The organism is Streptomyces sp. SID5464, assembly GCF_009862985.1.
In the GTDB taxonomy this organism is placed as follows: Bacteria; Actinomycetota; Actinomycetes; order Streptomycetales; family Streptomycetaceae; genus Streptomyces; species Streptomyces chartreusis_D.
In genome coordinates this window covers 17,051-40,737 of record NZ_WWIQ01000075.1, presented here as the reverse complement: position 1 = coordinate 40,737, position 23,687 = coordinate 17,051, and the positions used below count along the sequence as shown (strand labels likewise).

The 23,687-nt window shown below is 72.1% G+C and carries 22 protein-coding genes; 11 read left to right on the top strand and 11 right to left on the bottom strand.

What is annotated here, in order from left to right; translation table 11 throughout:
* The first annotated feature begins 7 nt into the window (after positions 1 to 7).
* The 5 genes from GTY47_RS36425 (at position 8) to GTY47_RS36405 (ending at position 4,948) form a co-directional block, all read left to right on the top strand.
* Positions 8 to 781 (top strand): MHYT domain-containing protein, encoded by a 774-nt coding sequence (locus GTY47_RS36425; RefSeq protein ID WP_010040970.1) that lies wholly within the window; start codon positions 8 to 10, stop codon positions 779 to 781.
* Positions 782 to 886: 105 nt separating this feature from the next.
* Positions 887 to 3,412 carry a nitrate- and nitrite sensing domain-containing protein gene (locus GTY47_RS36420; protein ID WP_029181247.1) on the top strand — a complete coding sequence of 842 codons (2,526 nt, stop codon included), beginning with the start codon at positions 887 to 889 and terminating at the stop codon, positions 3,410 to 3,412.
* The gene (locus GTY47_RS36415) at positions 3,409 to 3,846 is read left to right on the top strand and encodes a roadblock/LC7 domain-containing protein (RefSeq protein ID WP_010040967.1); all 438 of its coding nucleotides are present in this window, start codon (positions 3,409 to 3,411) and stop codon (positions 3,844 to 3,846) included. Before GTY47_RS36420 ends, GTY47_RS36415 begins: the two co-directional genes overlap by 4 nt.
* Before the next feature lie 22 nt (positions 3,847 to 3,868).
* On the top strand, positions 3,869 to 4,279 hold the full coding sequence (locus tag GTY47_RS36410) for a DUF742 domain-containing protein (RefSeq protein WP_010040964.1): 411 nt from the start codon (positions 3,869 to 3,871) through the stop codon (positions 4,277 to 4,279).
* A 63-nt stretch (positions 4,280 to 4,342) separates the two neighbouring features.
* Complete coding sequence (locus tag GTY47_RS36405) at positions 4,343 to 4,948, top strand: ATP/GTP-binding protein (protein WP_010040962.1); 606 nt, start codon at positions 4,343 to 4,345, stop codon at positions 4,946 to 4,948.
* A gap of 22 nt (positions 4,949 to 4,970) precedes the next feature.
* Here the strand turns inward: GTY47_RS36405 and GTY47_RS36400 are convergent, their stop codons facing one another.
* Complete coding sequence (locus tag GTY47_RS36400) at positions 4,971 to 5,399, bottom strand: PPOX class F420-dependent oxidoreductase (RefSeq protein WP_010040960.1); 429 nt, start codon at positions 5,397 to 5,399, stop codon at positions 4,971 to 4,973.
* 104 nt (positions 5,400 to 5,503) lie between these two features.
* Between GTY47_RS36400 and GTY47_RS36395 the strand changes: the two genes are divergently transcribed.
* The 4 genes from GTY47_RS36395 (at position 5,504) to GTY47_RS36380 (ending at position 8,201) form a co-directional block, all read left to right on the top strand.
* Entirely contained in the window at positions 5,504 to 5,917 is a 414-nt protein-coding gene (locus GTY47_RS36395; protein WP_010040958.1) for a roadblock/LC7 domain-containing protein, read from the top strand.
* A gap of 125 nt (positions 5,918 to 6,042) precedes the next feature.
* A complete protein-coding gene (locus GTY47_RS36390) occupies positions 6,043 to 6,921 on the top strand; it encodes a DUF6397 family protein (RefSeq protein WP_010040956.1) in 879 nt (292 codons plus the stop codon).
* A gap of 112 nt (positions 6,922 to 7,033) precedes the next feature.
* The gene (locus GTY47_RS36385) at positions 7,034 to 7,405 is read left to right on the top strand and encodes a VOC family protein (RefSeq protein WP_010040954.1); all 372 of its coding nucleotides are present in this window, start codon (positions 7,034 to 7,036) and stop codon (positions 7,403 to 7,405) included.
* Between the two features lie 10 nt (positions 7,406 to 7,415).
* Entirely contained in the window at positions 7,416 to 8,201 is a 786-nt protein-coding gene (locus GTY47_RS36380) for a DNA-formamidopyrimidine glycosylase family protein (RefSeq protein ID WP_010040952.1), read from the top strand.
* Between the two features lie 87 nt (positions 8,202 to 8,288).
* On the opposite strand, the gene GTY47_RS36375 is transcribed toward GTY47_RS36380, so the two are convergent.
* From GTY47_RS36375 to GTY47_RS36360, 4 genes are all read right to left on the bottom strand, one after another.
* Positions 8,289 to 9,185, bottom strand: coding sequence for a DMT family transporter (locus GTY47_RS36375; protein WP_029181246.1), 897 nt, complete (start codon positions 9,183 to 9,185; stop codon positions 8,289 to 8,291).
* 259 nt (positions 9,186 to 9,444) lie between these two features.
* Positions 9,445 to 10,758 carry a prolyl oligopeptidase family serine peptidase gene (locus tag GTY47_RS36370; protein WP_010040947.1) on the bottom strand — a complete coding sequence of 438 codons (1,314 nt, stop codon included), beginning with the start codon at positions 10,756 to 10,758 and terminating at the stop codon, positions 9,445 to 9,447.
* Positions 10,759 to 11,069: 311 nt separating this feature from the next.
* A complete protein-coding gene (locus GTY47_RS36365) occupies positions 11,070 to 12,320 on the bottom strand; it encodes an SLC13 family permease (RefSeq protein ID WP_173937326.1) in 1,251 nt (416 codons plus the stop codon).
* 107 nt (positions 12,321 to 12,427) lie between these two features.
* The gene (locus tag GTY47_RS36360; RefSeq protein ID WP_010040943.1) at positions 12,428 to 13,561 is read right to left on the bottom strand and encodes a PrpF domain-containing protein; all 1,134 of its coding nucleotides are present in this window, start codon (positions 13,559 to 13,561) and stop codon (positions 12,428 to 12,430) included.
* Between the two features lie 169 nt (positions 13,562 to 13,730).
* On the opposite strand from GTY47_RS36360, the gene GTY47_RS36355 reads away from it, so the two are divergent.
* Positions 13,731 to 14,684 carry a LysR family transcriptional regulator gene (locus GTY47_RS36355; protein WP_010040942.1) on the top strand — a complete coding sequence of 318 codons (954 nt, stop codon included), beginning with the start codon at positions 13,731 to 13,733 and terminating at the stop codon, positions 14,682 to 14,684.
* Positions 14,685 to 14,746: 62 nt separating this feature from the next.
* Here GTY47_RS36355 and GTY47_RS36350 read toward each other — a convergent pair whose 3' ends face one another.
* Together GTY47_RS36350 and GTY47_RS36345 are read right to left on the bottom strand one after the other, a co-directional pair.
* Positions 14,747 to 15,619: an acyl-CoA thioesterase II gene (locus tag GTY47_RS36350; RefSeq protein WP_010040939.1), complete on the bottom strand. Its 873-nt coding sequence runs from the start codon at positions 15,617 to 15,619 to the stop codon at positions 14,747 to 14,749.
* A 37-nt stretch (positions 15,620 to 15,656) separates the two neighbouring features.
* The gene (locus GTY47_RS36345) at positions 15,657 to 18,170 is read right to left on the bottom strand and encodes a DEAD/DEAH box helicase (protein WP_010040937.1); all 2,514 of its coding nucleotides are present in this window, start codon (positions 18,168 to 18,170) and stop codon (positions 15,657 to 15,659) included.
* Positions 18,171 to 18,315: 145 nt separating this feature from the next.
* Here GTY47_RS36345 and GTY47_RS36340 point away from each other — a divergent pair, with 145 nt between their 5' ends.
* Positions 18,316 to 19,110 (top strand): metal-dependent hydrolase, encoded by a 795-nt coding sequence (locus GTY47_RS36340; RefSeq protein ID WP_010040935.1) that lies wholly within the window; start codon positions 18,316 to 18,318, stop codon positions 19,108 to 19,110.
* A gap of 28 nt (positions 19,111 to 19,138) precedes the next feature.
* Here GTY47_RS36340 and GTY47_RS36335 read toward each other — a convergent pair whose 3' ends face one another.
* From GTY47_RS36335 to GTY47_RS36320, 4 genes are all read right to left on the bottom strand, one after another.
* Positions 19,139 to 19,384, bottom strand: coding sequence for a type B 50S ribosomal protein L31 (locus GTY47_RS36335; protein ID WP_010040933.1), 246 nt, complete (start codon positions 19,382 to 19,384; stop codon positions 19,139 to 19,141).
* Between the two features lie 35 nt (positions 19,385 to 19,419).
* Positions 19,420 to 19,890 (bottom strand): DUF5709 domain-containing protein, encoded by a 471-nt coding sequence (locus GTY47_RS36330; RefSeq protein ID WP_010040932.1) that lies wholly within the window; start codon positions 19,888 to 19,890, stop codon positions 19,420 to 19,422.
* Between the two features lie 203 nt (positions 19,891 to 20,093).
* Complete coding sequence (locus GTY47_RS36325) at positions 20,094 to 21,875, bottom strand: ABC transporter ATP-binding protein (RefSeq protein ID WP_010040931.1); 1,782 nt, start codon at positions 21,873 to 21,875, stop codon at positions 20,094 to 20,096.
* A complete protein-coding gene (locus tag GTY47_RS36320; RefSeq protein WP_010040930.1) occupies positions 21,872 to 23,677 on the bottom strand; it encodes an ABC transporter ATP-binding protein in 1,806 nt (601 codons plus the stop codon). Before GTY47_RS36320 ends, GTY47_RS36325 begins: the two co-directional genes overlap by 4 nt.
* Positions 23,678 to 23,687 lie beyond the last annotated feature (10 nt).

The window sequence follows — 23,687 nt, the reverse complement described above, 5'->3', positions numbered from 1 at the left end:
CTGGGCCATGGGACACCTGGACCACGCCGCCCTGGGGTGGCTGACCCCCGCGCTGTCGTACGTGATGGCCTGCACAGGCGCGGCGCTCGGACTGCGCTGCACCGTCCGCGCGCTCGCCACCACCGGGCGCTCGCGCCGCAACTGGCTCGTCACCGCCGCCTCGGCGATCGGCACCGGCATCTGGACCATGCACTTCGTGGCCATGCTCGGTTTCAGCGTCGCCGGCACCGATATCCGCTACGACGTGCCGCTCACCCTGCTGAGCCTGCTCGTCGCCATGGTCGTCGTCTGCGCCGGCGTCTTCGCCGTGGGCTACGGCCGGGACCGCGGCCGGGCCCTGCTGATCGGCGGGCTCACCACCGGCCTCGGCGTCGCGAGCATGCACTACCTGGGCATGGCGGCCGTCCGCCTGCACGGCGACGTGACCTTTGACCCGGTGCTCGTCGGGCTCTCCGTCCTGATCGCCGTCGTCGCCGCGACGGCTGCGCTGTGGGCGGCGCTCAACATCAAGTCGCCCGTCGCGGTCACCATCGCCTCCCTGATCATGGGCGCGGCCGTCAGCAGCATGCACTACACCGGGATGTTCGCGGTGAGCGTGCGCGTGACGCCCTCCGGGGAGGCACTGCCCGGGGCCACGGCGATGCAGTTCATCTTCCCCCTCGCCGTCGGCCTCGGGTCCTACCTCTTCCTGACCTCCGCCTTCGTCGCGCTGTCGCCGACGGCGGGGGAGCGCGAGGCGTCCGCGTCGGCCCAGCGGCCCGTCGAGAACATCGCCCGTTAGCCGGGCACGCGGCCCAGCGGCAGCCCGGGCGGCACGCCCTGCGGCCTGGACGGCGCGTCCGAGACCGGGCGGCACGCCCCCGAACCACCCCCGAGCGAGGAGTCCATGCGTACACCCCGTAGGCCCCCCACGGCCGGCGCCGAGGCGCCGCCCCCGCCCGTGCGCGGTCGCCGCGCGCACGCCGGACCACCGGCCGACGAGGGCGGCGAGGCCCCCTCGGGAGCCGCACCGGACGGAGCGGCCACGCGGGCGGGGGGCTGGCACATACGCCCCCGTACCGTGCGCGCCAAGATCGTCTGCCTGCTGATGGTGCCGGTCGTCTCCCTCCTGGCCCTGTGGGCCCACGCCACCGTCACCACCGCCCAGGACGTCTCCCGGCTCCGGCAGGTCCAGCGCGTGGACGCCATGGTCCGCGCCCCCGTCTCCGCCGCGATCAGCGCCCTCCAGGCCGAACGCGCGGCCGCCGTACGCCACGCCACCGACCCCTCCGCCGCAGCGACCGACGAGCTGGAGGAACTCGCCCGGCGCACCGACCGGGCCGTCGCGAAACTGCGGCTCGGCGAGGACAGCACCGTCGCCGACAGCGAGGAGCTGCCCGCCGGAGTCGCCCGCCGGCTGGAGGCGTTCGTCACGGGTGCCGGACAACTGCGTCCGCTACGGACCGAGGTGCGGGAGGGGCGTGCGGGCTGGGCCGAGACGTACAGCCGCTACACCCGGACCATCTCGGAGGCTCTCGGCGTCGGCGGTGCCCTCACCGGCATCCAGGACGCCGACCTCGGCTCCGACGCGCGGGTGCTGCTCGAATTCTCCCGCGCCGGCGAGGCGCTGGCCCGGGAGGACGCACTCCTGGCGAGCGCCCGCCTGTCCGGAACGCTGACGGGGGAGCGGCTCAGGCTCTTCACCGGCGCCGTCGAACTGCGCCGCACCCTGACCGAGTCGGCGGTCGCCGACCTGCGCGGCACCGAACGCTCCGCGTGGAACGCCCTCGCCGACAGCAGCGCCTACGCCGGGCTGGGCGACGCCGAGGACGGGATCCTCGCCGGCGGACCGGGCGCCAAGGCGATCGAGGCGGCACCGGAAAGCACCTGGAACACCGCCCACGCGCGCGTGCAGAACGGCATGCGCACGATCGAGGACGACGCCGCACGAGGCGTCGCGGACCGGGCCGACCCGTTCACCCGGGGACTGCTCACGCCGGCCGGCGCGGCCGTCCTGCTCGGCCTCGCCGCCGTCGCCGCCTCGCTCGTCATCTCGGTACGCATCGGACGCGGCCTCGTGGTGGAGCTCGTGAGCCTGCGCAACAGCGCCCTGGAGATCGCCCGGCGCAAACTCCCCGAGGCCATGCGGAGACTGCGCGCGGGCGAGGAGATCGACATCCGTGCCGAGGCACCGCGGGGACCGGCCGCCGAGGACGAGACCGGGCAGGTCGCCGAGGCCCTCGGCACCGTCCACCGGGCCGCGCTGCGGGCCGCCGTCGAGCGCGCCGAACTCGCCAGCGGCATCTCCGGCGTCTTCGTCAACCTCGCCCGCCGCAGCCAGATCCTCGTCCACCGGCAGCTGAGCCTCCTCGACAGCATGGAACGCCGCTCCGACGACCCGAACGAGCTGAGCGACCTCTTCCGCCTCGACCACCTCACCACCCGCATGCGGCGCCACGCCGAGAGCCTGATCATCCTCTCCGGAGCGGCCCCCGGCCGGGCCTGGCGCATGCCCGTCTCCCTGACCAACGTGGTCCGCGCGGCCGTCTCCGAAGTGGAGGACTACGCGCGCGTGGAGGTACGGCAACTGCCCGAGGCGGCCGTCGTCGGCGCGGCCGTGGCCGACCTCACGCACCTCCTGGCCGAGATCATCGAGAACGCCGCACAGTTCTCGCCACCCCACACGCGCGTGCGCGTCACCGGCGAACCCGTCGGCAACGGCTACGCCGTCGAGGTCGAGGACCGCGGCCTCGGCATGGGCAAGGAAACCCTCGCCGAGGCCAACCGCCGCATCGAGCAGTCCGAGGCACTCGACCTGTTCGACAGCGACCGGCTCGGCCTGTTCGTGGTCAGCAGGCTCGCCGCCCGGCACGGCGTCAAGGTCCACCTGAGGACCTCGCCGTACGGCGGCACCACGGCGGTCGTCCTGGTGCCCACCGCACTGCTGCACACCGGGGCTGCGGAACGTTCCGACGGTGAAGCGGTGCACGCGCGGCAGCCCGAGGAACGCGCCCACGCCCGCCTGCCCGACGACCTCCCGCATCAGGACACCGCCCCCGACGCCGTCCCGGCACCGTCCGGTCGGCGCGCCCTGGTGGCTCCCGTCCCGGCCGTCGCCGAGACCCCGAGCCACACCCCACCCCCAGGAGTCGCCACCTTGCGACTGCACCGGCCCCACGAACAGCCCGAAGACTCCGACGACCTTCCGCGTCGCGTACGGCAGGCCAGCCTCGCACCCCAACTGCGCGAGGGGCGCCCCGAGGAGCCGCCGCCCTCGCCCGCACCCCGGGACGACGAACGCACGCCCGAGGCCGTCCGGGACCGCATGGCGGCGTACCGCGCCGGCTGGGCACGCGGTGGCGGCAGGCAACCCGGCCGCGGAACCACCCCCGGCCCGACGGGCAGCGACAGCAGCGAAGGAGACCCCGCATGATCCAGGACCCGAGCACGCAATCCGCACGGAGTTCCGGCGAACTCGACTGGCTGCTTGACGATCTGGTGCTCCGCGTGAGCGAGATACGGCACGCCGTGGTGCTGTCCAACGACGGCCTCGCCGTGGGCGCCTCGACCGACCTCCGCCGCGAGGACGCCGAACACCTCGCCGCGGTCGCCTCGGGCTTCCACAGCCTCGCCAAGGGAGCCGGGCGGCACTTCGGAGCCGGCGGTGTCCGCCAGACCATGGTGGAGATGGACGAGGGCTTCCTGTTCGTGGCCGCCGCGGGCGACGGCTCCTGCCTCGCCCTGCTCACCGCCGTGACCGCCGACATCGGCCTGGTGGCCTACGAGATGGCCCGCTTGGTCAAACGCGTCGGCGAGCATCTCGGCACGGCGCCCCGTGTCGGGGCCCGGCCACCCGCCGCCGGATGAACCGAGAGGGCGGTCCGCGCAGATGACCGAGGACATGACGGGCACACCGGCCGAGCAGGGCAGCCAGTGGTACGACAACGAGGCCGGTCCTCTCGTCCGCCCCTACGCCATGACGGGCGGACGCACCCGGCCCGGCCCCACCGGCGTCCGGTTCGACCTGATCGCCCTGGTCACGCTGGACCCGGCCGCACCCGGCGTGGACGACGCCCCGCTGGGTCCGGAACACCGCAACCTTCTCGACCTGTGCCGTACGGAGACCCAGTCGGTCGCCGAACTCGCCGCGGGGGCCGACCTGCCCGTGGGCGTCGTCCGGGTCCTCCTCGGCGACCTCCTGGAACTCGGCTGCGTCACCGTCAGCCGCCCCGTGCCGCCGGCACAACTACCCGACGAGCGCATTCTGCGCGAGGTGATCGCAGGACTGAGGGCACTGTAGATGCACGCACACCACCCACCTCCTCACCTGACCCCTTGCCGGCACACCCGAGAGAAGTGATCAATGGTCTCCGAGCACTCCGACGCCACCGGCGGCGAGACCGCCGCACTGGCGTTGAAGATTCTGGTCGCCGGCGGGTTCGGCGTGGGCAAGACCACCCTGGTGGGCGCCGTCAGCGAGATCCGGCCGCTGCGCACCGAGGAACTGCTCAGCGAAGCCGGCCAGTTGGTGGACGACACCGACGGCGTGGACCACAAGACCACCACGACCGTCGCCATGGACTTCGGACGCATCACCATCCGCTCCGGCCTCTCCCTGTACCTCTTCGGCACGCCGGGCCAGGACCGGTTCTGGTTCCTGTGGGACGAGTTGTCGCAAGGGGCGCTCGGCGCCGTCGTCCTCGCGGACACCCGTCGCCTGGAGGACTGCTTCCCCGCGGTCGACTACTTCGAGCACCGGCGCATCCCGTTCGTGGTGGCCGTCAACTGCTTCGCGGGCGCCCGGCGGCACGGCGCGCCGGACGTCTCACGCGCCCTCGACCTCGACCGAGGGACGCCCGTGGTGCTGTGCGATGCCCGTGACCGCGACTCGGGGAAGGAGGTGCTGATCCGGCTCGTCGAGTACGCCGGGCGGATGCACACCGCCCGGCTCCTCGACTCGGTCGGATGACCGCCGGGCACGAGCCCCGCGGTCAGTCCGCGACGTCCCGCTCCGCCAGGACCCTGTCGATGGCGACTCGGACGAGGAGTTCGCCCGGGACGCCGTTGCGGGCGCCGAACTCCTCGGCGCGTTCCTCGCCCATGTACCGGGCGCCGATGCGGGTGGCCCAGTGCCGTATCTCGTCGAGGTCCTCCGACACACGGGCGCGGCCCCGCACGACCACGAAGGAGTACGGCGGCCGGTCGTCGTCCACACACAGGGCGACCCGGCCGTCACGGATGAGGTTGCGCCCCTTCACGCTGTTCTTACCGGTGTTGAACACCAGCTCGTCACCGTCCAGGACGAACCAGATCGGGGTCACGTGCGGGCTGCCGTCGGCCCGGACCGTGGAGAGCTTTCCGGTGCGGGTGCCGTAGGAAACGAACTCCCGCCATTGCGCGTCGGTCATCTTCTCTGCCATGGCTCCCATCCTCCTTGCCCCGACAGCGGTCGTGGGGAAGGCTGGCGTGGAGATCCTCCGGCCAGGAGGAGAGTCGCACGGGGAGAAAACGGGGAGATCGGAACATGGCGCAGAACCAGGGACTGGACTGGCTGCTGGACGACCTGACCGAGCGCGTCCACCAGGTGCGGCACGCACTGGTCCTGTCCAACGACGGCCTGGTGACAGGGGCGAGCACCGGACTGCGCCGCGAGGACGCGGAGCACCTCGCGGCCGTGTCGTCCGGACTGCACAGCCTGGCCAAGGGCTCGGGACGGCACTTCGGCGCGGGCAGCGTACGCCAGACGATGATCGAGTTCGACGACGCGGTGCTCTTCGTCACCGCGGCCGGCACGGGCAGTTGTCTGTGCGTCCTCAGCGGCGCGGAGGCAGACATCGGCCAGATCGCATACGAGATGACCCTTCTGGTCAACCGGGTCGGCGAGCACCTCGACGTGGATGCGCGCCAGCCCGAACAGAAACCGGAAACAGAGGCCTGACCTGCGCGTCGCCCTCCCTCGTGGAGTTATCCACAGGCTCGCCACGAGATTCGCCGAAGCGGCTACGGTTTTTTCACGGCGACCGCACACGGCGTGAGCCGCTTGCTCCACGGGGGAGACCGACCATGGCAGGCACCATCGCGAAATCCGACCGCCTCACCTGTGCCCCGAGCCGGGCCGCCCGCGAACTCGACCTCAAGCGCGGCGAGTTCGACCTGGCGGTGAATCTCGGACTCATCCGGACCGTCCCCGACGAGGGAGGCGGAGGCCGGCGGGTCGCCCGCGCCGAGATCGACCGGCTGCGCGCCGGGGACGGCTTCCCGGACGCACTGCGCGAGCGCGTCGCCACCGCGGGCACCCATGAGGGCGCCGAGATCATGGACGTGACGCCCACCAGGTTCACCAGTCTCGCGCGCTTCGGCCTGCTCGTGCCCGTACGGTTCCATCTGAACCGCTACCGCACCGTCGTCTGGCTCTATCTCGCCGAGGAACTACGGCAGTTCGCGGCCGAGGAGAGCAACGCCCGGCTGCTGACCGGCCGCATGCCCCCGGAAGTGCGGGAAGGGCTGAAGGCGAAGCTGGACCGGCGGCCCCGCAACTGGCGGGGACGGCACAGCGGGTTCCTGCTGCGGCAGGCGGGAGACGACCCGTGGGCGCATGCGGCGGCCGTCGCCAGTCTCCTCGACCCGGCCGACGTGGCGGACGTCGTCGAGGACCCGCACGAGCGCGACCACCTGGACCGCTGCCGCCCCAGGCTCCCGGCCCACGGCGCGCCCGGCTCCCCCACCGCCGAGCGGGCCCAGAAGCTCATGACGGCGAGCGAGCCGGACGAAGTGGCCTGGTTCCGTGCGGACCTCGCCCACACGATGGAAACGGCCCGCAGGCAACACCCGGCACCACGCCCGGCCCCGGAACCGGCCCCACACGTACCGGCCCCACAGCGCCCTCCATCCCACGGCCTCCTGGGCTGGCTGCGCCGCAGAGGCCGGCGGCCTACGGGGTGACCCCGCCCCTGGCCGGGCGGAGGGCACGTGCCCCGCTGTCCGCCCGGTAAGCGATGAGTTTCCGGATGCGTCCCGGTCGGACATCTGAGGAGACTGTGTCCAGGAGGCAATCATGTTCGGTACGAGCAAGGCGTTCAGCGGGTTCTCAGTGAACGACATCGAAGCGGCCAGGACGTTCTACGGCGACACGCTCGGACTCCGGGTGTCGGAAGAGAACGGCATGCTGTTCCTGCACATCGCGGGTGACCGGGACATCCTGGTCTACCCCAAGCCGGACCACACCCCGGCGACGTACACCGTCCTGAACTTCCCCGTCGACGACATCGATGCGGCGGTCGACGAGCTGAGAAGAAAGGGGGTGCGTTTCGAGCGCTATGACCACCTCAAGGCGGACGACAAGGGCATCTTCCGCGGCGGTGGCCCGCTGATCGCCTGGTTCACCGATCCGGCGGGGAACGTGCTGTCCGTCCTCCAGGAAACCTGACCCGCAGGTCATGCCCGAGCTGCCCGATGTCGAGGGCTTCCGGCAGGTGCTCGAGTCCTGTGCGAAGGGACGCGTCGTGCGGCGCGTCGAGGTGCGGGACGCGGGCGTCCTGCACGGCGTCGGGGTGCGGGGCCTGCGTGACGCCCTGGAGGGACGGCGGTTCGGCACACCGGAGCGGCACGGCAAGTGGCTGCTCGCCCGCACCGGCGGCCCCACCCTCGTGCTGCACTTCGGCATGACCGGCCGACTGGTCTGCGGTCGTCCCGAGGACGCCGTCGAAGCCCATGACCGTGTGCTGTTCACGCTGAGCGGCAACCGTCAGCTGCGCTTTCGTGACCAGCGCAAACTCCAGGGCCTGTGGCTGGCCCACGACGACTTCGACCTCGACCGGCTGCTTCGGCGGCAGGGACCCGACGCGATGGCGGTGGACCGCGCGGAGTTCGAGGCCGTGCTCTCGTCGCGCCGCGGGCACCTGAAGACCGCGCTCACCGACCAGTCCGTCCTGGCCGGCCTCGGCAATCTGCTCGCCGACGAGATCCTCTGGCGCGCCCGGCTGCGTCCCGACCGCCGGGCGCGGGAGCTCACCCAGGACGACCGCCGCCGCCTGTACAGCGAGATGCGCAGAACCCTGCGGTCCGCCGTCGACGCCGGGTGCGTGCCGCCGCGTGACTCCTGGCTCACCGGACATCGCGACGACCCCGACCCCAGGTGCCCGCGCTGCGGCAGCGGCCTGCGCCGGTCCCGGATGGCGGGCCGTGGCACGGTGTGGTGCCCGCGGTGCCAGCCGGACGGCTGATCCGGCCGGGGCCGGTCAGTCGCCGGAGGCCAGGTCAGCCGGCGGGCCGGCCAGCGCTGAGACGTCCGGAGGTGTCCTCATTCCTCCTCAGGGCACTCCCGCAACTCGGTCTTCCTCATCCGGTGCCACGAGCGACCGGGTGAACGGAATGCGCGCCAGGGCGAAGACGCCCGCGGCGATCAGCGCGACACCGAACAGCTGGGGCAGCAGCCACCACCCGGTGCGGACCGTCTCCTCGTACAGCGTGATGCCGAGTGCGAGGCTCACCATCGCGTCCCCGAGGGTGAGCGCGGGCTGCGATGCGACCAGCGGGCCGGCCTGCATCGCGTTCTCCAGCAGGAACAGTGCGCACACGCCGGTCGCGGCGAACGCGTAGGTCTGCCAGGCGGTGAGGAAGCCCACGAGTCCCTGCTCCTCGAGGACGTGGGTGGCGGTTTTCATCAGCGCCGCGGTCACCGCGTAGCTGATCGCCGTCGCGGCACCCAGACACGCCGCCCGGGCCCGGCCCTCCGGGCGTCGCAGGGCGGCGACAGCCAGGCCGGCGACCGCCCCCGCGCACACGGCGAGCGCGGGGATCCAGCGGTCCAGCTCCACATGGGTGCGGTTGCCGGTGGGGGACGCGGCGGCGAGTGCGACCGCCAGGCCGGCCACCACCACTGTCACGGCCAGCCAGCCCGTGCGCGGCAGATGCCGGCGCATCAGCAGCGACGCGACGATGAGGGTCAGCGGCAGCTCCAGCACGAACAGCGGCTGCACGATCGTCAGCGGCCCGGTCGCCAGCGCCAGCGCCTGGCAGACGGCGGCGCCGATCACCGCGACGATGCCGGCCAGCCAGACGGGCCGGCGCAGCAGGTCGGCGATCAGTCCGGCCCGGAGCCCCTGGGAGCTCGGCACGGTGAGCGCCGCCTTGCGCTGCAACACCGTCGCGACGGCGTTGCTGAGGGCCGCGCAGACCGCGAAGACGACGGGGAGCACGGTGTGCAGCGTGGCCACCTCCCGGATCGGCGAGGGCGTGACGCCGGCGGTGCCTCCTCCTGCCATGGTCGCCGGGGCGGCGCACGTGCGCGATCGGAGGCGTGCGGGCGACCGACCCGCCGCCCGTAGCGCGCGGGTCAGCCCAGCTTGAAGATCCCGGTCGGTACGGTCACATCTCGGAGCTGGTGGTGGAGTCAGGCGGTCGTCACCGCCGCGTCCGGCCCACGGGTGCCGGACAGGGTGTCGTGGACAGGGGAGGTCCGGCCGGTCAGCGCGACTGCTCGAAGAGCCAGTCGATCACGACGTCGTTCTCGTACGTCTGCGCCCAGGACCCGTGCGGGTTCACCGGCGTTGTGCCGGCCGGGTAGCTGGTGAACAGCACATGGCTGCCCGTACGGCGGGCCCGGCGCAGCAGGGCCCGGGAGTGGGCCTCGAACTGCTCCTGGGGCAAGTCGTTGCCCCATTCCCCGCGGGTGACCTTGGCGCCGGCGTTCTCCAGCGCGTTCATCAGCGTCCAGGTCCCTGGTTTGCCGAAGCGCCCGTCTTTGTAGGGGACGACGGGGTCGTCGACGGAATGGTCGGCCCACAGCGGGATGTGTGTGATCCTCTCCATGGCGGAGGGGTCCCCCCAGCCGGCGGTGGCGACGGCCGCGGCGTACCTGCGGGGCTGTTGGGGGAGCAGGTGGAGAATTCCCCGCGCCCCGGACGACAGGCCGACGAGATAGAGCCGGTCCGCGTCGACCGGGTACTCGGCCGTGACGGCGTCGATGAGCTCGACCAGCGCGCGCTGCACCTTGGCGTCGGTCCAGTCCGTGCCGTCCGGCCCCTCCATGGGGCGGGGCAGCGGGATCTGCGGGGCGAGCACGAATGCCGGGTTCTTGTACTGGCGTTGGGGCTCGGCGAAGGCGACCGCGATCCGGTTGGCGGTGAGCTGGGTCATGTTGTTGTCGGCGACCTCGCCGCCGCCGTGCAGGGTGACCACGAGCGGGTACCGGGTGCCCGCCCCGGGGCGCCGTAGGTACCCCGCCGGCTGATGGAAGCGGAAGTCCAGGCCGAATCCGGTGGAGTCGGTGAACGATCCGGCGCCGAAGCCGTCCACGACGGGCGTGCGCACTCCATCGTTCCGGATGGCGAACGGATGCGCGGCGAGCACCGGGCCGCTGCCGCGCGCCGTGACATCAGCCACCTGCCTGACCGCGTAGGCGCGGTCGAGGGGAAGCGGGTCGGTCGCCCCGGAGGCCCGCGCGTTGGCGTCGCGGAGATCCAGCTCGATGATCAGGTGGTCGCCCGGGCGTCCGGGGTCGGCCCGCTCGTCCACCTCGGCTGCTGAGTTCGTGTAGACGCGGGTCACCGTGCGGGCCGCGGTCTGTCTGCCCACGGTCGCGGTGACGTGGAACGCGGAGGGCGGGATCACGCCACCGCGCGTGTCGATGGGTGCCGCGTACCGGATGGCGACGGCCGTCACCAGCCAGTTGTGCCTCGGTGTGACCTGCGTGAGCAGGTCACACCGCAGAACCGGGTTGAGCCGGGGCGTGCGGGGCCGCCCCGCTGTCATGGCGTCGGCCGCCGCAGCGGTCGGCACCGGCGTTACCGCCGTCGTCGTGACGGCACTCGCGGCTATGGTGAGTGCCCTACGTCTGGTGATCCTCGGCATGAGTCCTCTTCGCGTCGTCCGGTGGCCTGGGCTTCCTGCGGGGGAGGGTGCGATGGGGCGCGGTACGGACGTGCTACGCGAGAGTCTCCGAGGGACAGCCGATCGGCGTCCAGCATCGAACCGGCATATATTCATGCAGCATACGCATCAGTCTGGACCATGTTCCGAGGCTGGTGCGGAGCGCGCCGAGCGTGGTGTGACCACGCTCGGCGCACTCTGTCCTGTCGTCGTCCCGTGCGCTACGACCAGGGCAGGACCAGAGCACCCCAGGCGACGACGGGGCCGAGAGCGACGATGCCGCCGGTGTAGCCAATGATCTGGCGGTAGAAGCGGCGGGCGTCGACCCCGCGCGCGTTGCTCAGCACGAGTGCGCCGTTGGTGGAGAAGGGGGAGGTGTCGACGATCGTCGTGGAGACGGCGAGAGCGGCGATCAGCCCGGCGGCGCTGAGGTGGCTGGAGAGCAGCAGCGGCACGGCGATGGGGATGATCGCGGTGAGGATCGCGGTGGAGGAGGCGAAGGCGGACGTGATGGCCACGGTGAAGCACAGCAGGAGGGCGACGACGAGCGGGGCGCCCAGGCCGGCGGCCCGTTCGGAGATCTCCTCGATGACGCCGGCCTTCTCCAGCATCGCGATGTACGTCATCATGCCCGCGACCAGCAGCAGGGTGGACCAGCTCACACCGTCCACGGCCCGCTCCTGCCGCTTCATGTCCACCAGGGCCAGCAGGGCGCCGGCCGCCAGGGCCAGGAAGCCGATCTCCAGATGGAAGCCGAGCGCGCCGACCACGAGGGCGACCAGACAGGCGAGGGTGAGCCACTGGCGCCAGTCGAGCCTGCCGGAGACGGTGAGATCGTCGTCGGCTGTCTCCGCGACTCCCTCGGCCAGTGGCACGGGGCGCTTGGCGAGCAGCACGTACGTGAGGACCGACAGCACCAGGTTGATCAGGAAGCTGGCGCTGAACAGCGCCACGGCGGAGACGTGCAGCTCCGTCTTGTCGACCAGTCCCAGCACCAGCGCACCGGAGACGGCGAGCGGGGAGAACGCGCCCGCGTGTCCGCCGCTGATCACCATCATGCCGACCACCAGCGGGTTGAGCTTGTAGCGGTAGGCGAAGTTCATGCCGATCGGTGCGAGGATCGCGACCGCCGCCGGGGTGAAGGTGCCGAACGCCGTCAGCAGCGCGGCGACCAGGAACAGCACCCAGGGGATCAGCGCGGTCTTGCCGCGCACCAGCCGTACCCCGGCCGCGACGAGCCAGTCGATGGTGCCGTTGCGGCGGGCGACGGAGAACAGGTAGGTGACCCCGACGATGGTGACGAACAGCTTCGCCGGGAATCCCTCGAAGATCTCGTCCTCGGTGAGGCCGAGCGAGGCGGTGCCGACCGCGAAGGTGGCGACGAAGGCGAGGATGCCCAGGTTGATCGGCAGCACGGTGCCGACCACGAACATCACCAGCAGCGCGCCTATGGATATCACTTCAGCAGACATCATTGTCCTTGGTGCGGTGGGGACGGGGTGGCGCGCCCCGAGGGCGCGAGGGAATCCCGGTGCGGACGGCTGGGGGACCGGCTGCCCGAGGTGACGGTCGTCCCGGTTCAGGCGGCTTGCGGGCTGCCCGTTTCCGGTACGTAGATGCGTGCGTCGGCCAGCAGCCGCGCCGCCCGCTGCACGGTGACGCGGCGAGGCAGGCCGTCCGCCACGTCCGTGCAGCGGACCGCGACCACGCCGGCGGGGGTGCCGAGGCGCAGCCACTCGTCGGTGGGACCTCCGGCGGCCCGGGAGACCACGGAGTCCTCCAGCAACCCCGCCGCCGCGACGGCGACGGCGGAGGTCAGGCCGACCGCCGGGTGGGGGGCGTTCATGGTGAGCATGCGCACCGAGATGTCGTAGTCCTCGGAGGCGACGCGTTCGCCGAGAGTGGTGGTGTACGGCACCGGGGGACCGACCAGGCCCACCTTGGGTACTGCGTCGCCGGGTTCCGCACCCGGATGGAGCCCCGGTTCGAACAGGCCCATCAGAGGCGCGGCGGCATGCCGCACCGTGCGCAGCCAGGGGACCTCCGCCTGCATGCGCTCCAGCGTCTCGGCACCGGTGCGACCGGCGCTGCCGGCGTCGACGAGGACGACCGGGGCCCCGGCGTCCACCATGCTCACCCGTACCGGCCCGGCGGTGCCGACCCGCAGTTCCTCTGCGGCCCGGCCGGTGGGAAGCAGTAAACCGGTCGTGCCGCCTGCCGGTTCACGGAAGGTGAGGCCGACGGCGACACCGCCGGCGCGGGTGCCGGGGACGGTCTGCCGGCCGAAGTGGTGCACCACGCCTCCGGTGGTGTCCACGAGTCCCTCGAGGACCGCTCCGGTGTTGGTGTTGCGCATCACCACACGCGTCCGGTCACCGGTGATCGGCACCATGCCCTTCGCCACCGCGTACAGCGCGACGCCGGTGGCGCAGTTGCCGCAGTTGCTCGTCCACTCCACCGCGCCCGTGCCGATGCCGACCTGGGCGAAGAGGTAGTCGACGTCCACCCCGGGCTCGGGCGAGGCGCTGACGATCGCCGCCTTGGAGGTGGTGGGGGTGGCCCCGCCCACCCCGTCCAGTTCCACGGGGTCGCCGGCGCCATACGCGGCGACCAGCATCTTCTCCAACTCGGCGCGGTCGGCGGGGACATGTACCTGGTTGAACAGCCAGCACTTGCTGGTGCCGCCACGCACCAGGGTCGCGGGAGTGTGCACGTCTGAGGCTCTTCCGTGATCAAAGGGGCGGAGGGGCCGGGAAGGCGGGTTGCGGGCGGGTTGCGGCCCGGTGAACCGCTCCGGCGATGGCGAAGACCTTCGCAGAGGCGTGACTTGCGAACAATCGCAGTTCGCTTCACCAGGGTTTAGCCGAGCTAAAGTCGGCGTTATGTTGAACGTACGCCGCCTGCTGCTGCTCACCGAGGCCACCGAGCGCGGCTCGCTCACCGCCGCGGCGGAGGCGCTGGGCATGACCACCTCCGCCGCCTCCCAGCAGATGTCTCTGCTGGAGCAGGAGGCCGGGCAGCCACTGATCGAGCGGCTGCCGCGCGGTATCCGCCCCACCCCGGCGGGCGCCGCACTGGCCGAACGCGGGCAGAGGATCCGCCGCGAACTGCGCGCGGCTCAGGCCGACCTGGACTCCTTCACCGCCCTCGACCAGGGCACGCTGCGGCTCGGTTCCTTCCCCACGGCGAGCGCCTCCCTGCTGCCGCTCGCGCTCACCCGATTTCGCCGCCGCCACGCCGGCGTCCGTATCGAGGTACGCGCCGGGGTCCTCGCGGAGCTCCGCGAGATGCTGCACACCGGCGAGGTGGAGCAGGCCCTGCTCTGGGACTACGAATGGAACCGCCTCGACGATCCGGCGCTCACGCTGACCCACCTCCTCGACGACCCCACGGTGCTGGTCGTTCCCGCCGACTCACCGTTGCGCGCACGCCCCTCCGTGCGCCTCGGCGACCTCGCGGACCAGGAGTGGATCATTCGTGCCGACAACCATCCCGTCGCCGACGTCCTGCGCCGCAGCTGCCGTCAGGCAGGGTTCGAGCCGCGCATCGCCTACTCCTCGCACGACTACCAGGAGGCCCAGGCCATGGTCGCCGCCGGACTCGGCATCGCCCTCGCGCCCCGCCTTGCCCTCACCAGCCGCCGCAGCGACGTCCGCCTCCTGCCGTTCGCCTCCGACGTGCCCGCCCCCACCCGCCGCATCCTCCTCACCCGCGCCCAAGCCCGCCCCGCCACCCCGCCCGCGCAGGCCATGGCTCGCGTGCTGCGCACGGTGGCGCAGCGGTTTGCCGCCCCCGGCCTGCACCGAGCCCAGCTCGGCGCGGTCCGACGGGGCTGACGGCACGTCGACGTCCTCGTCGGCTCCAACGCGGTCGGCGGGGACATCGGCCTCGTGGGAGATCAGCCCAGCCTGCGGAAGAGCCCCTCCTGAACGACCGAAACGACCAGTTGCCCCTCGCGGTCGTAGATCCGCCCACGTGCCAGGCCCCTGCCGCCCACCGCGATCGGCGACTCCTGGTCGTACAGCAGCCAGTCGTCCGCGCGGAACGGGCGGTGGAACCACATGGCGTGGTCCAGGGACGCCATGTCGAAGCCCCGCGGGCCCCACAGCGGCTCGACCGGGATGCGGACGGCGTCCAGGAGGGTCATGTCGCTGGCGTAGGTGAGGGCGCAGGTGTGCACGAGCGGGTCGTCGCCGAGCGGCCCGACCGCGCGCATCCACACGGCGCTGCGCGGCTCGGCGTCCGCGACCTCCTCGGTGGTCCAGCGCAGCCGGTCCACATAGCGGATGTCGAAGGGCTGGCGGCGGGCCATCCGCTCCAACTGCTCGGGCAGCGCGCCCAGATGCTCCCGGATCTCGTCCGTGACCGTGGGCAGGGACTCCGGGTCCGGGACCTTGCGGGCGGGCGGCAGCTGGTGCTCGAAGCCGCCCTCCTCCGGCTTGTGGAAGGAGGCGGTGAGATTGAAGATCGTACGGCCCTGCTGCACGGCCGTGACCCGGCGGGTCGTGAACGACCGCCCGTCGCGCACCCGCTCGACCTGGTAGACGATCGGCACGCCCGGGATGCCCGGGCGCAGGAAGTACGCGTGCAGCGAGTGCACGGGACGGTCACCGTCCGTGGTGCGGCCGGCGGCGACCATGGCCTGGCCCGCCACCTGGCCGCCGAACACCCGCTGGAGGGATTCCTGCGGGCTGCGGCCACGGAAGATGTTGACCTCGATCTGCTCCAGATCGAGCAGGTCGACCAGTCTCTCGGCCGGGTTCGTCGTCATCGGTGGGATTCTCCTGTGCTCGCTGCTGCCCGGCCGTTCACAGCTGGCCGACGTCGGTGACCCGGACGACCGCGCGGCCCTCCGCGTCGGAGGCGGTGAGGTCGACCTCCGCGCTGATGCCCCAGTCGTGGTCGCCGTTGGGATCGTGGAAGATCTGCCGGACCCGCCACAGGGCGTTCTCCGGCTCCTCCTCGATGAGCAGCAGCTTGGGGCCGCGGGCGTCGGGGCCGGTGCCGAGGTCGTCGTACTCGTCCCAGTACTTGTCCATCGCCTCGCCCCACGCGTCGGCGTCCCAGCCGGACTCCGCGTCCATCTCGCCCAGTTCCCCGACCTGGTCCAGGGCGGCGAGCTCGACCCGGCGGAACATGGCGTTGCGGACCAGGACGCGGAAGGCACGCGCGTTGGCGGTGACCGGTTTGACCTCGTCGGCCTTCTCCTGGGCCTCCTCGGCGGTCATCTCCTCCGGGTTGGCGAGCTGCTCCCACTCGTCCAGCAGGCTGGAGTCGACCTGGCGCACCATCTCGCCCAGCCACTCGATCAGGTCCTCGAGGTCCTCGGACTTGAGGTCGTCCGGGACGGTGTGGTCGAGGGCCTTGTAGGCGCTGGCGAGGTAGCGCAGCACGATGCCCTCGGTGCGGGCCAGCTCGTAGTGGGACACCAACTCGGTGAACGACAGCGCCCGTTCGTACATGTCGCGGATGACCGACTTCGGCGACAGCGGATGGTCACCGACCCAGGGGTGGCTCTTGCGGTACGTGTTGTACGCGTGGAAGAGCAGCTCCTCCAGCGGCTTCGGGTACGTGATGTCCTGGAGGCGCTCCATGCGCTCCTCGTACTCGACGCCGTCCGCCTTCATCGCGGCCACGGCCTCGCCGCGCGCCTTGTTCTGCTGGGCGGCGAGGATCTGCCGCGGGTCGTCCAGGGTGGACTCCACCACGGACACCATGTCGAGCGCGTACGACGGCGATTCGGGGTCCAGCAGCTCGAACGCGGCCAGTGCGAACGTGGACAACGGCTGGTTGAGCGCGAAGTCCTGCTGGAGGTCGACGGTGAGGCGGACGATGCGGCCGGTCGCGTCCGGCTCGTCGAGCTTCTCGACGATGCCGCCGTCCAGCAGCGAACGGTAGATCGCGATGGCCCGGCGGATGTGCCGCAACTGCTGCTTGCGCGGCTCGTGGTTGTCCTCCAGCAGGTGGCGCATCGCCTCGAAGGCGTTGCCGGGGCGGGCGATCACCGACAGCAGCATCGTGTGCGTCACCCGGAACCGGGAGGTCAGCGGCTCCGGTTCGGAGGCGATGAGCTTCTCGAAGGTCTGCTCCGACCACGCGACGAAGCCCTCGGGGGCCTTCTTGCGGACGACCTTGCGGCGCTTCTTCGGATCGTCACCGGCCTTGGCGAGGGCCTTCTCGTTCTCGACGACGTGCTCGGGCGCCTGCGCGACGACGAAGCCCTCCGTGTCGTAACCGGCCCGCCCGGCGCGCCCCGCGATCTGGTGGAACTCCCGGGCGCGCAGGGTGCGTACGCGGGTGCCGTCGTACTTGGTGAGGGCCGTGAACAGCACCGTGCGGATGGGCACGTTGACGCCCACGCCCAGGGTGTCCGTGCCGCAGATGACCTTCAGCAGGCCGGCCTGCGCCAGCTTCTCCACCAGGCGGCGGTACTTGGGCAGCATGCCGGCGTGGTGGACGCCGATGCCGTGCCGGACGTAGCGGGAGAGGTTGCGGCCGAACTTGGTGGTGAAGCGGAAGTTGCCGATCAGCTCGGCGATCTGCTCCTTCTCCTCCCGCGAGCACATGTTGATGCTCATCAGCGCCTGCGCCCGCTCCACGGCCTGCGCCTGCGTGAAGTGCACGATGTAGACGGGTGCCTGCCGGGCCGCCAGCAGGTCGGTGAGCGTCTCCGTGAGCGGCGTGTACCGGTACTCGTACGACAGGGGCACGGGACGGGTCGCCGAGCGGACCACCGCGGTCGGGCGGCCGGTGCGGCGGGTGAGGTCCTTCTCGAAGAAGGAGACGTCGCCGAGCGTCGCCGACATCAGCACGAACTGCGCCTGCGGCAGCTCCAGGATCGGGATCTGCCACGCCCAGCCGCGGTCGCCCTCCGCGTAGAAGTGGAACTCGTCCATCACGACCTGGCCGACGTCCGCGTCCTTGCCGTCGCGCAGCGCGATCGACGCGAGCACCTCGGCGGTGCAGCAGATCACGGGGGCGTCGGCGTTGACGGAGGCGTCGCCGGTGAGCATGCCGACGTTCTCCGTGCCGAAGATCTTGCACAGTTCGAAGAACTTCTCCGACACCAGCGCCTTGATCGGGGCGGTGTAGAAGGTGACCTCGTCCCGGGCCAGAGCGGCGAAGTGCGCACCCGCCGCGATCATGCTCTTGCCGGACCCGGTGGGCGTCGACACGATCACGTTCGCGCCGGAGACCACCTCGATCAGCGCCTCCTCCTGGTGGGGATAGAGCGTGAGACCCCGCTCACCGGCCCACGACTCGAAGGCTTCGTACAGGGCGTCGGGGTCGGCGGTCCGCGGCAGCTGATCGATGAGGGTCACGCCCCCCATCTTGCCTGGCCTCCCGCCCGATGCGGGAATCGGCTGCGGGCGCGAAGATCGCGAACGCTACGCTGTGTCGCCGACGGGATGTCAGGGCGCCGGTCAACTGGACAGCGGTACACGAGGAATGGGGCGGGCAACGCCGATGATGGGACCAGCACACTCACTGTCGGGCGCCGCCGCCTGGCTCGGCGTCGGTGCGGCGGCCGCCGCGGCCGGGCACCCGATGCCCTGGCCGGTCCTCCTCGTCGGCGCCCTGATCTGCGCCGGTGCCGCGCTCGCCCCGGACCTCGACCACAAGGCGGCCACCATCTCCCGGTCCTTCGGACCGCTGTCGCGCTGGCTGTGCGAGATCGTCGACAAGCTGTCGTACGCCGTCTACAAGGCCACCAAGAAGCAGGGCGACCCGCGTCGCTCCGGCGGGCACCGGACGCTCACACACACCTGGCTGTGGGCGGTCCTGATCGGTGCGGGCACCTCGGTCGTGGCGATCACCAGCGACCGCTGGGGAGTGCTGGCGATCCTCTTCGTGCACTTGGTGCTGGCCATCGAAGGTCTGCTGTGGCGGGCGGCGCGCGGCTCCAGCAGCGACGTCCTGGTGTGGCTGCTGGCCGCGGCCACCGCGTGGATCCTCGCGGGCGTCCTGGACAAGCCGGGCAACGGCGCGGACTGGCTGTTCACGGCGCCGGGCCAGGAGTACCTCTGGCTCGGGCTGCCGGTCGTGCTGGGTGCGATCGTGCACGACCTCGGGGACGCGCTCACCGTCTCGGGCTGCCCGATCCTGTGGCCCATACCGGTGGGGCGCAAGCGCTGGTACCCGGTCGGGCCGCCGAAGGTCATGCGGTTCCGGGCGGGCAGCTGGGTCGAGCTCAGGGTGCTGATGCCGGTGTTCATGCTGCTCGGCGGGGTGGGCTGCGCGGCGGCGCTCAACGTGATCTGAGCGCCGACCGGACCGTTGCAGGCGAGGCTCAGCCGCCGCCGTACCGCCGCTCGAACGCGGCGACCCGGCCCTCCGAGTCCACCGTGCGGGCCTTGCCCGTGTAGAAGGGGTGGCTCTCCGAGGAGATCTCCACGTCCACGACCGGGTAGGTCTCGCCGTCGTCCCACTCGATGGTCTGGTCGCTGGTCGCGGTGGACCGGGTCAGGAACGCGTAACCGGCGGCCCGGTCGCGGAAGACGACGGGGTGGTAGTCGGGGTGCTTGTCCTGCTGCATGGATGCTCCTCGTGCGGCTCGGGTCGGGCTTGCGATCAGCCGGACAGGGTGTCCTCGTCGACGATGTGCACGGCTGCCTCCTCGGCCGACGCCGCCGCGCCGTCGATGCCCACGTCCATGGCGACCAGCGCGCTCTCCTCGTCCTCGTGCGCGCCCTCGTCGGGGGCCACCAGCCGGCCGGAGCGGGCGGCGCCGACCTCGTTGTCCAGGAGTTCCCCGTCGGTGCCCTGGCAGTCCCCGAGACCGTCACCGTCCGGCGCGACGGGTTCCGGCAGCTCCTCGGCGAGCCGCTGGTCCAGCGTCTCCCCCCGCCGCCGCTCGGCCGCCGTCACGCCGAGGTGCTCGACGGCCCAGGGCCGCTCGGGAGGGGACCAGCCCCGGTCCAGGGGATCGTCGACGCCGTCGTTCTCCAGGGTGTCCTCGGTGTCGAGCAGCCCCGTGTCCTCCCTCTGCTCGTCTTGGTCCGGCTGGTAGACATCGTCTCCCCAGCCGTCGGAGCTGTTCACGGGTACCTCCAGGGGGTGGGGACGGGCCCGCTCTCAACGGTGCCCGCGCCGGGCCGCCGCCGCACGGAGCACTGGCGCCGCCCGGAACCGCTGGTTCCAGGGCGTTCCCCGAGCCGGTGCCTGATTCCAGCCTTCCACCCCGGCTCAGGACCGCGCAACGCCACGGACCCCACGGTTCCGCCTGTCCCGGGCCCCTAGCCCGCTCACCCGTGCCAGGACCTCCACAACGCCGCATACGCCCCGTCCGCCGCCACCAGTTCCTCGTGGCTGCCCAGTTCGCTGATGCGGCCGTTCTCGACGACGGCGATGACGTCCGCGTCGTGGGCGGTGTGGAGGCGGTGGGCGATGGCGACGACGGTGCGGCCGTCGAGGACCTTGGCGAGGGATCGTTCCAGGTGGCGGGCGGCGCGCGGGTCGAGCAGGGACGTCGCCTCGTCCAGCACCAGGGTGTGCGGGTCCGCCAGCACCAGGCGGGCCAGGGCGATCTGCTGGGCCTGGGCGGGGGTGAGCGTCAGGCCGCCCGAGCCGACCTCGGTGTCCAGCCCGTCGTCGAGCGCCCGGGCCCAGTCGTCCGCGTCGACCGCGCCCAGCGCCGCCCACAGCTCGGCGTCGCCGGCGCCGGTCCGGGCGAGCCGGAGGTTGTCGCGCAGGGAGCCAACGAAGACGTGGTGCTCCTGGTTGACGAGGGCGACATGGGCGCGAACGCGCTCCGCCGGCATCCGGGACAGCTCGGCGCTGCCCAGGGTGATCCGGCCGTCCCGGGGCGCGTAGATGCCGGCGAGCAGCCGGCCCAGCGTCGACTTGCCCGCACCCGACGGGCCGACCAGGGCCAGCCGGGTGCCGGGGGACACCTGCAGGGACACCTTGCGCAGGACGTCCACCCCCTCCAGGTAGCCGAAGTGCACCCGGTCGGCGTGCACATGGCGTCCGTCGGGGGACACGGAGGGGTCGCCGGCGTCCGGCTCGATGTCCCGGACCCCGACGAGCCGGGCCAGCGACACCTGGGCCACCTGGAGCTCGTCGTACCAGCGCAGGATCATGCCCACCGGGTCGACGAGCATCTGGGCGATCAGCGCGCCCGTGGTGAGCTGGCCGACGTCGATCCAGCCGTGCAGTGCGAACACGCCGCCGACCAGGAGGACCGAGGCCAGCACGGTCACGTGGGTGACGTTGATGACCGGGAAGAGGACCGACCGCAGCCACAGCGTGTAGCGCTCCCAGGCCGTCCATTCCCTGATCCGGCGCTCCGACAACGCGACGCGCCGGTCGCCGAGGCGGTGCGCCTCGACGGTGCGCCCGGCGTCCACGGTCTCGGCGAGCGCGGCGGCCACGGCGGCGTACCCGGCGGCCTCCGAGCGGTAGGCGGCCGGTGCCCGCCGGAAGTACCAGCGGCAGCCGACGATCAGCAGCGGCAGGGCGAGCAGCACGGCGAGCGCCAGCGGCGGCGCCGTGACGACCAGCCCGCCCATCAGCAGCACCACCCACACCACGCCGATCGACAACTGCGGCACGGCCTCGCGCATGGCGTTGGCCAGCCGGTCGATGTCCGTGGTGATCCGTGACAGCAGATCGCCGGTCCCGGCCCGCTCCAGCACACCGGGCGGCAGCCCGACCGACCGTACGAGGAAGTCCTCGCGCAGGTCGGCCAGCATCCGCTCGCCGAGCATCGCGCCGCGCAGCCGCACCTGGCGGACGAACAGGGCCTGGACGGCCAGCGCCGCCACGAACAGCCCCGCGGTGAGTTCCAGCCGCAGGTCCCGCGCTCCGTCGGACACCCGCTCCACGACTCCGCCCAGCAGCCACGGACCGGCCATCGAGGCGACGACGGCGACCGTGTTGACGCCGACGAGCAGCAGGAACGCCCGGCGGTGCCGGCGCAGCAGTTCGGCCACGTAGGCGCGGACGGTCGTGGGGGCACCGACCGGCAGGGTGTTCGCCGTCGTCGGGGCCGCCGGGTCGTACGCCGGTGGCGCCACGCCGATCATGCCTTCTCCTCGATCTCTTCCAGTTCCTGCAGTACGTCCTTCAGGGCGACGGAACCGCTCAGCGCGGCCTCGTCGTCCGTCTCGCGGGTGACGACGGCCCGGTAGCCGGGTTCGGTGTGCAGCAGCTCGCGATGCGTGCCGGTCGCCGCGACCTCGCCGTCGTGCAGGAACACGACCCGGTCGGCGCGGTCCAGCAGCAGCGGCGAGGAGGTGAACACCACGGTCGTGCGCCCCGCGCGCAGCTCCCGCACGCCCTGCGCGATCCGCGCCTCGGTGTGCGAGTCGACGGCCGAGGTCGGCTCGTCCAGGACGAGCACCTCCGGGTCCGTGATCAGCGACCGGGCGAGCGCGAGCCGCTGGCGCTGGCCGCCGGACAGGGAACGGCCGCGTTCGGTGATCCGGGCGTCCATCGGGTCGGCGGCGTCCACCGACCCCTGCACCAGCGCCGCCAGCACGTCGTCGCACTGCGCGGCGGCCAGTGCAGCCCGCGGTTCGACAGCGCCCGACGCGGGTACGTCGAGCAGTTCGCGCAGCGAGCCGGACAGCAGCACGGGGTCCTTGTCCTGGACGAGGACGGCCGTACGGGCACAGTCCAGCGGGAGTTCGTCGAGCGGCACACCGCCCAGCAGTACCGAGGTGCCCTCCTGCGGAGGATGCCCGCCCAGCCGTTCCGCCAGCCGGCCGGCCGCGTCCGGGTCGCCGCACACCACGGCGGTGAACAGGCCGGCGTCGGCGAGCAGCCCGGTGTCCGGGTCGTACAGGTCTCCGGACGGGAGGCCGGCCCCAAGTGACCCGGCGGTGTCCGTGGCCCGCTCCAGCGACAGCACGCCCGCGGCCCGTTTGGCGGACGGCCGGGAGAAGGAGTACGCCATGGCGATCTCCTCGAAGTGCCGCAGCGGATAGGTGAGGACCATCACCGAGCTGTAGACGGTGACCAGTTCACCGACGGTGATCCGGCCCTGGCGCGCCAGGTGCACGCCGTACCAGACGACGGCGATGAGCAGCAGCCCCGGCAGCAGGACCTGGATCGCGGAGATCAGGGACCACATCCGGGCGCTGCGCACCGCCGCGTGCCGGACCTCCTGGGAGGCGCGGCGGTAGCGATCGAGGAAGAGTTCCTCACCGCCGATGCCGCGCAGCACGCGCAGACCGGCGACGGTGTCCGAGGCAAGTTCGGTGGCGCGTCCGGCCTTCTCGCGCTGCACGTCGGCACGCCGGGTGGCGCGGGGCAGCAGCGGCAGCACGGCGAGGGCCAGCACGGGCAGGCCCACGGCGACGACCACGCCGAGCGCGGGCTGGTAGACGAGCAGTGCGGCGCAGACCAGCACGATGGTGACCAGAGCCGCGGTGAACCGCGACCAGGCCTCCACGAACCAGCCGATCTTCTCGACGTCACCCGTGGAGACGGCCACGACCTCACCGGCCGCGACGCGCCGGGTCAGCGCCGAGCCCAACTGGGCGGCCTTGCGGGCGAGCAGTTGCTGGACGCGGGCGGCGGCCGTGATCCAGTTGGTGACGGCGGTGCGGTGCAGGAAGGTGTCGCCGACGGCGTTGCCGACGCAGGCCAGCACCAGCAGGCCGCCCGCCAGGGCGAGTTGCCCGCCGGAGCGGTCGACGACGGCCTGGACGGCGACACCGACGCAGAACGGCAGCGCGGCGACGGAGGCGAAGTGCAGCAGCCCCCAGGCCAGCGACTTGAGCTGCCCGTCCAGCTGATTGCGGAAGAGCCACCACAGGAATCGGGGACCCGAACGCGCGTCCGGCACGCCCGGGTCGGGGTACGGAAGGTCTTGAATCTGCATGACGTCCCAG

Bases quoted from the DNA above. Each gene is read 5' to 3' on its own strand.
- GTY47_RS36425 (WP_010040970.1), top strand. From the start codon at position 8: ATGGGACACCTGGACCACGCCGCCCTGGGGTGGCTGACCCCCGCGCTG.
- GTY47_RS36340 (WP_010040935.1), top strand. From the start codon at position 18,316: ATGATGGGACCAGCACACTCACTGTCGGGCGCCGCCGCCTGGCTCGGC.
- GTY47_RS36325 (WP_010040931.1), bottom strand. From the start codon at position 21,875: ATGATCGGCGTGGCGCCACCGGCGTACGACCCGGCGGCCCCGACGACG.
- GTY47_RS36355 (WP_010040942.1), top strand. From the start codon at position 13,731: ATGTTGAACGTACGCCGCCTGCTGCTGCTCACCGAGGCCACCGAGCGC.
- GTY47_RS36400 (WP_010040960.1), bottom strand. From the start codon at position 5,399: ATGGCAGAGAAGATGACCGACGCGCAATGGCGGGAGTTCGTTTCCTAC.
- GTY47_RS36320 (WP_010040930.1), bottom strand. From the start codon at position 23,677: ATGCAGATTCAAGACCTTCCGTACCCCGACCCGGGCGTGCCGGACGCG.
- GTY47_RS36335 (WP_010040933.1), bottom strand. From the start codon at position 19,384: ATGCAGCAGGACAAGCACCCCGACTACCACCCCGTCGTCTTCCGCGAC.
- GTY47_RS36405 (WP_010040962.1), top strand. From the start codon at position 4,343: ATGGTCTCCGAGCACTCCGACGCCACCGGCGGCGAGACCGCCGCACTG.
- GTY47_RS36350 (WP_010040939.1), bottom strand. From the start codon at position 15,619: ATGACGACGAACCCGGCCGAGAGACTGGTCGACCTGCTCGATCTGGAG.
- GTY47_RS36415 (WP_010040967.1), top strand. From the start codon at position 3,409: ATGATCCAGGACCCGAGCACGCAATCCGCACGGAGTTCCGGCGAACTC.
- GTY47_RS36395 (WP_010040958.1), top strand. From the start codon at position 5,504: ATGGCGCAGAACCAGGGACTGGACTGGCTGCTGGACGACCTGACCGAG.
- GTY47_RS36385 (WP_010040954.1), top strand. From the start codon at position 7,034: ATGTTCGGTACGAGCAAGGCGTTCAGCGGGTTCTCAGTGAACGACATC.
- GTY47_RS36420 (WP_029181247.1), top strand. From the start codon at position 887: ATGCGTACACCCCGTAGGCCCCCCACGGCCGGCGCCGAGGCGCCGCCC.
- GTY47_RS36365 (WP_173937326.1), bottom strand. From the start codon at position 12,320: ATGTCTGCTGAAGTGATATCCATAGGCGCGCTGCTGGTGATGTTCGTG.
- GTY47_RS36380 (WP_010040952.1), top strand. From the start codon at position 7,416: ATGCCCGAGCTGCCCGATGTCGAGGGCTTCCGGCAGGTGCTCGAGTCC.
- GTY47_RS36410 (WP_010040964.1), top strand. From the start codon at position 3,869: ATGACCGAGGACATGACGGGCACACCGGCCGAGCAGGGCAGCCAGTGG.
- GTY47_RS36390 (WP_010040956.1), top strand. From the start codon at position 6,043: ATGGCAGGCACCATCGCGAAATCCGACCGCCTCACCTGTGCCCCGAGC.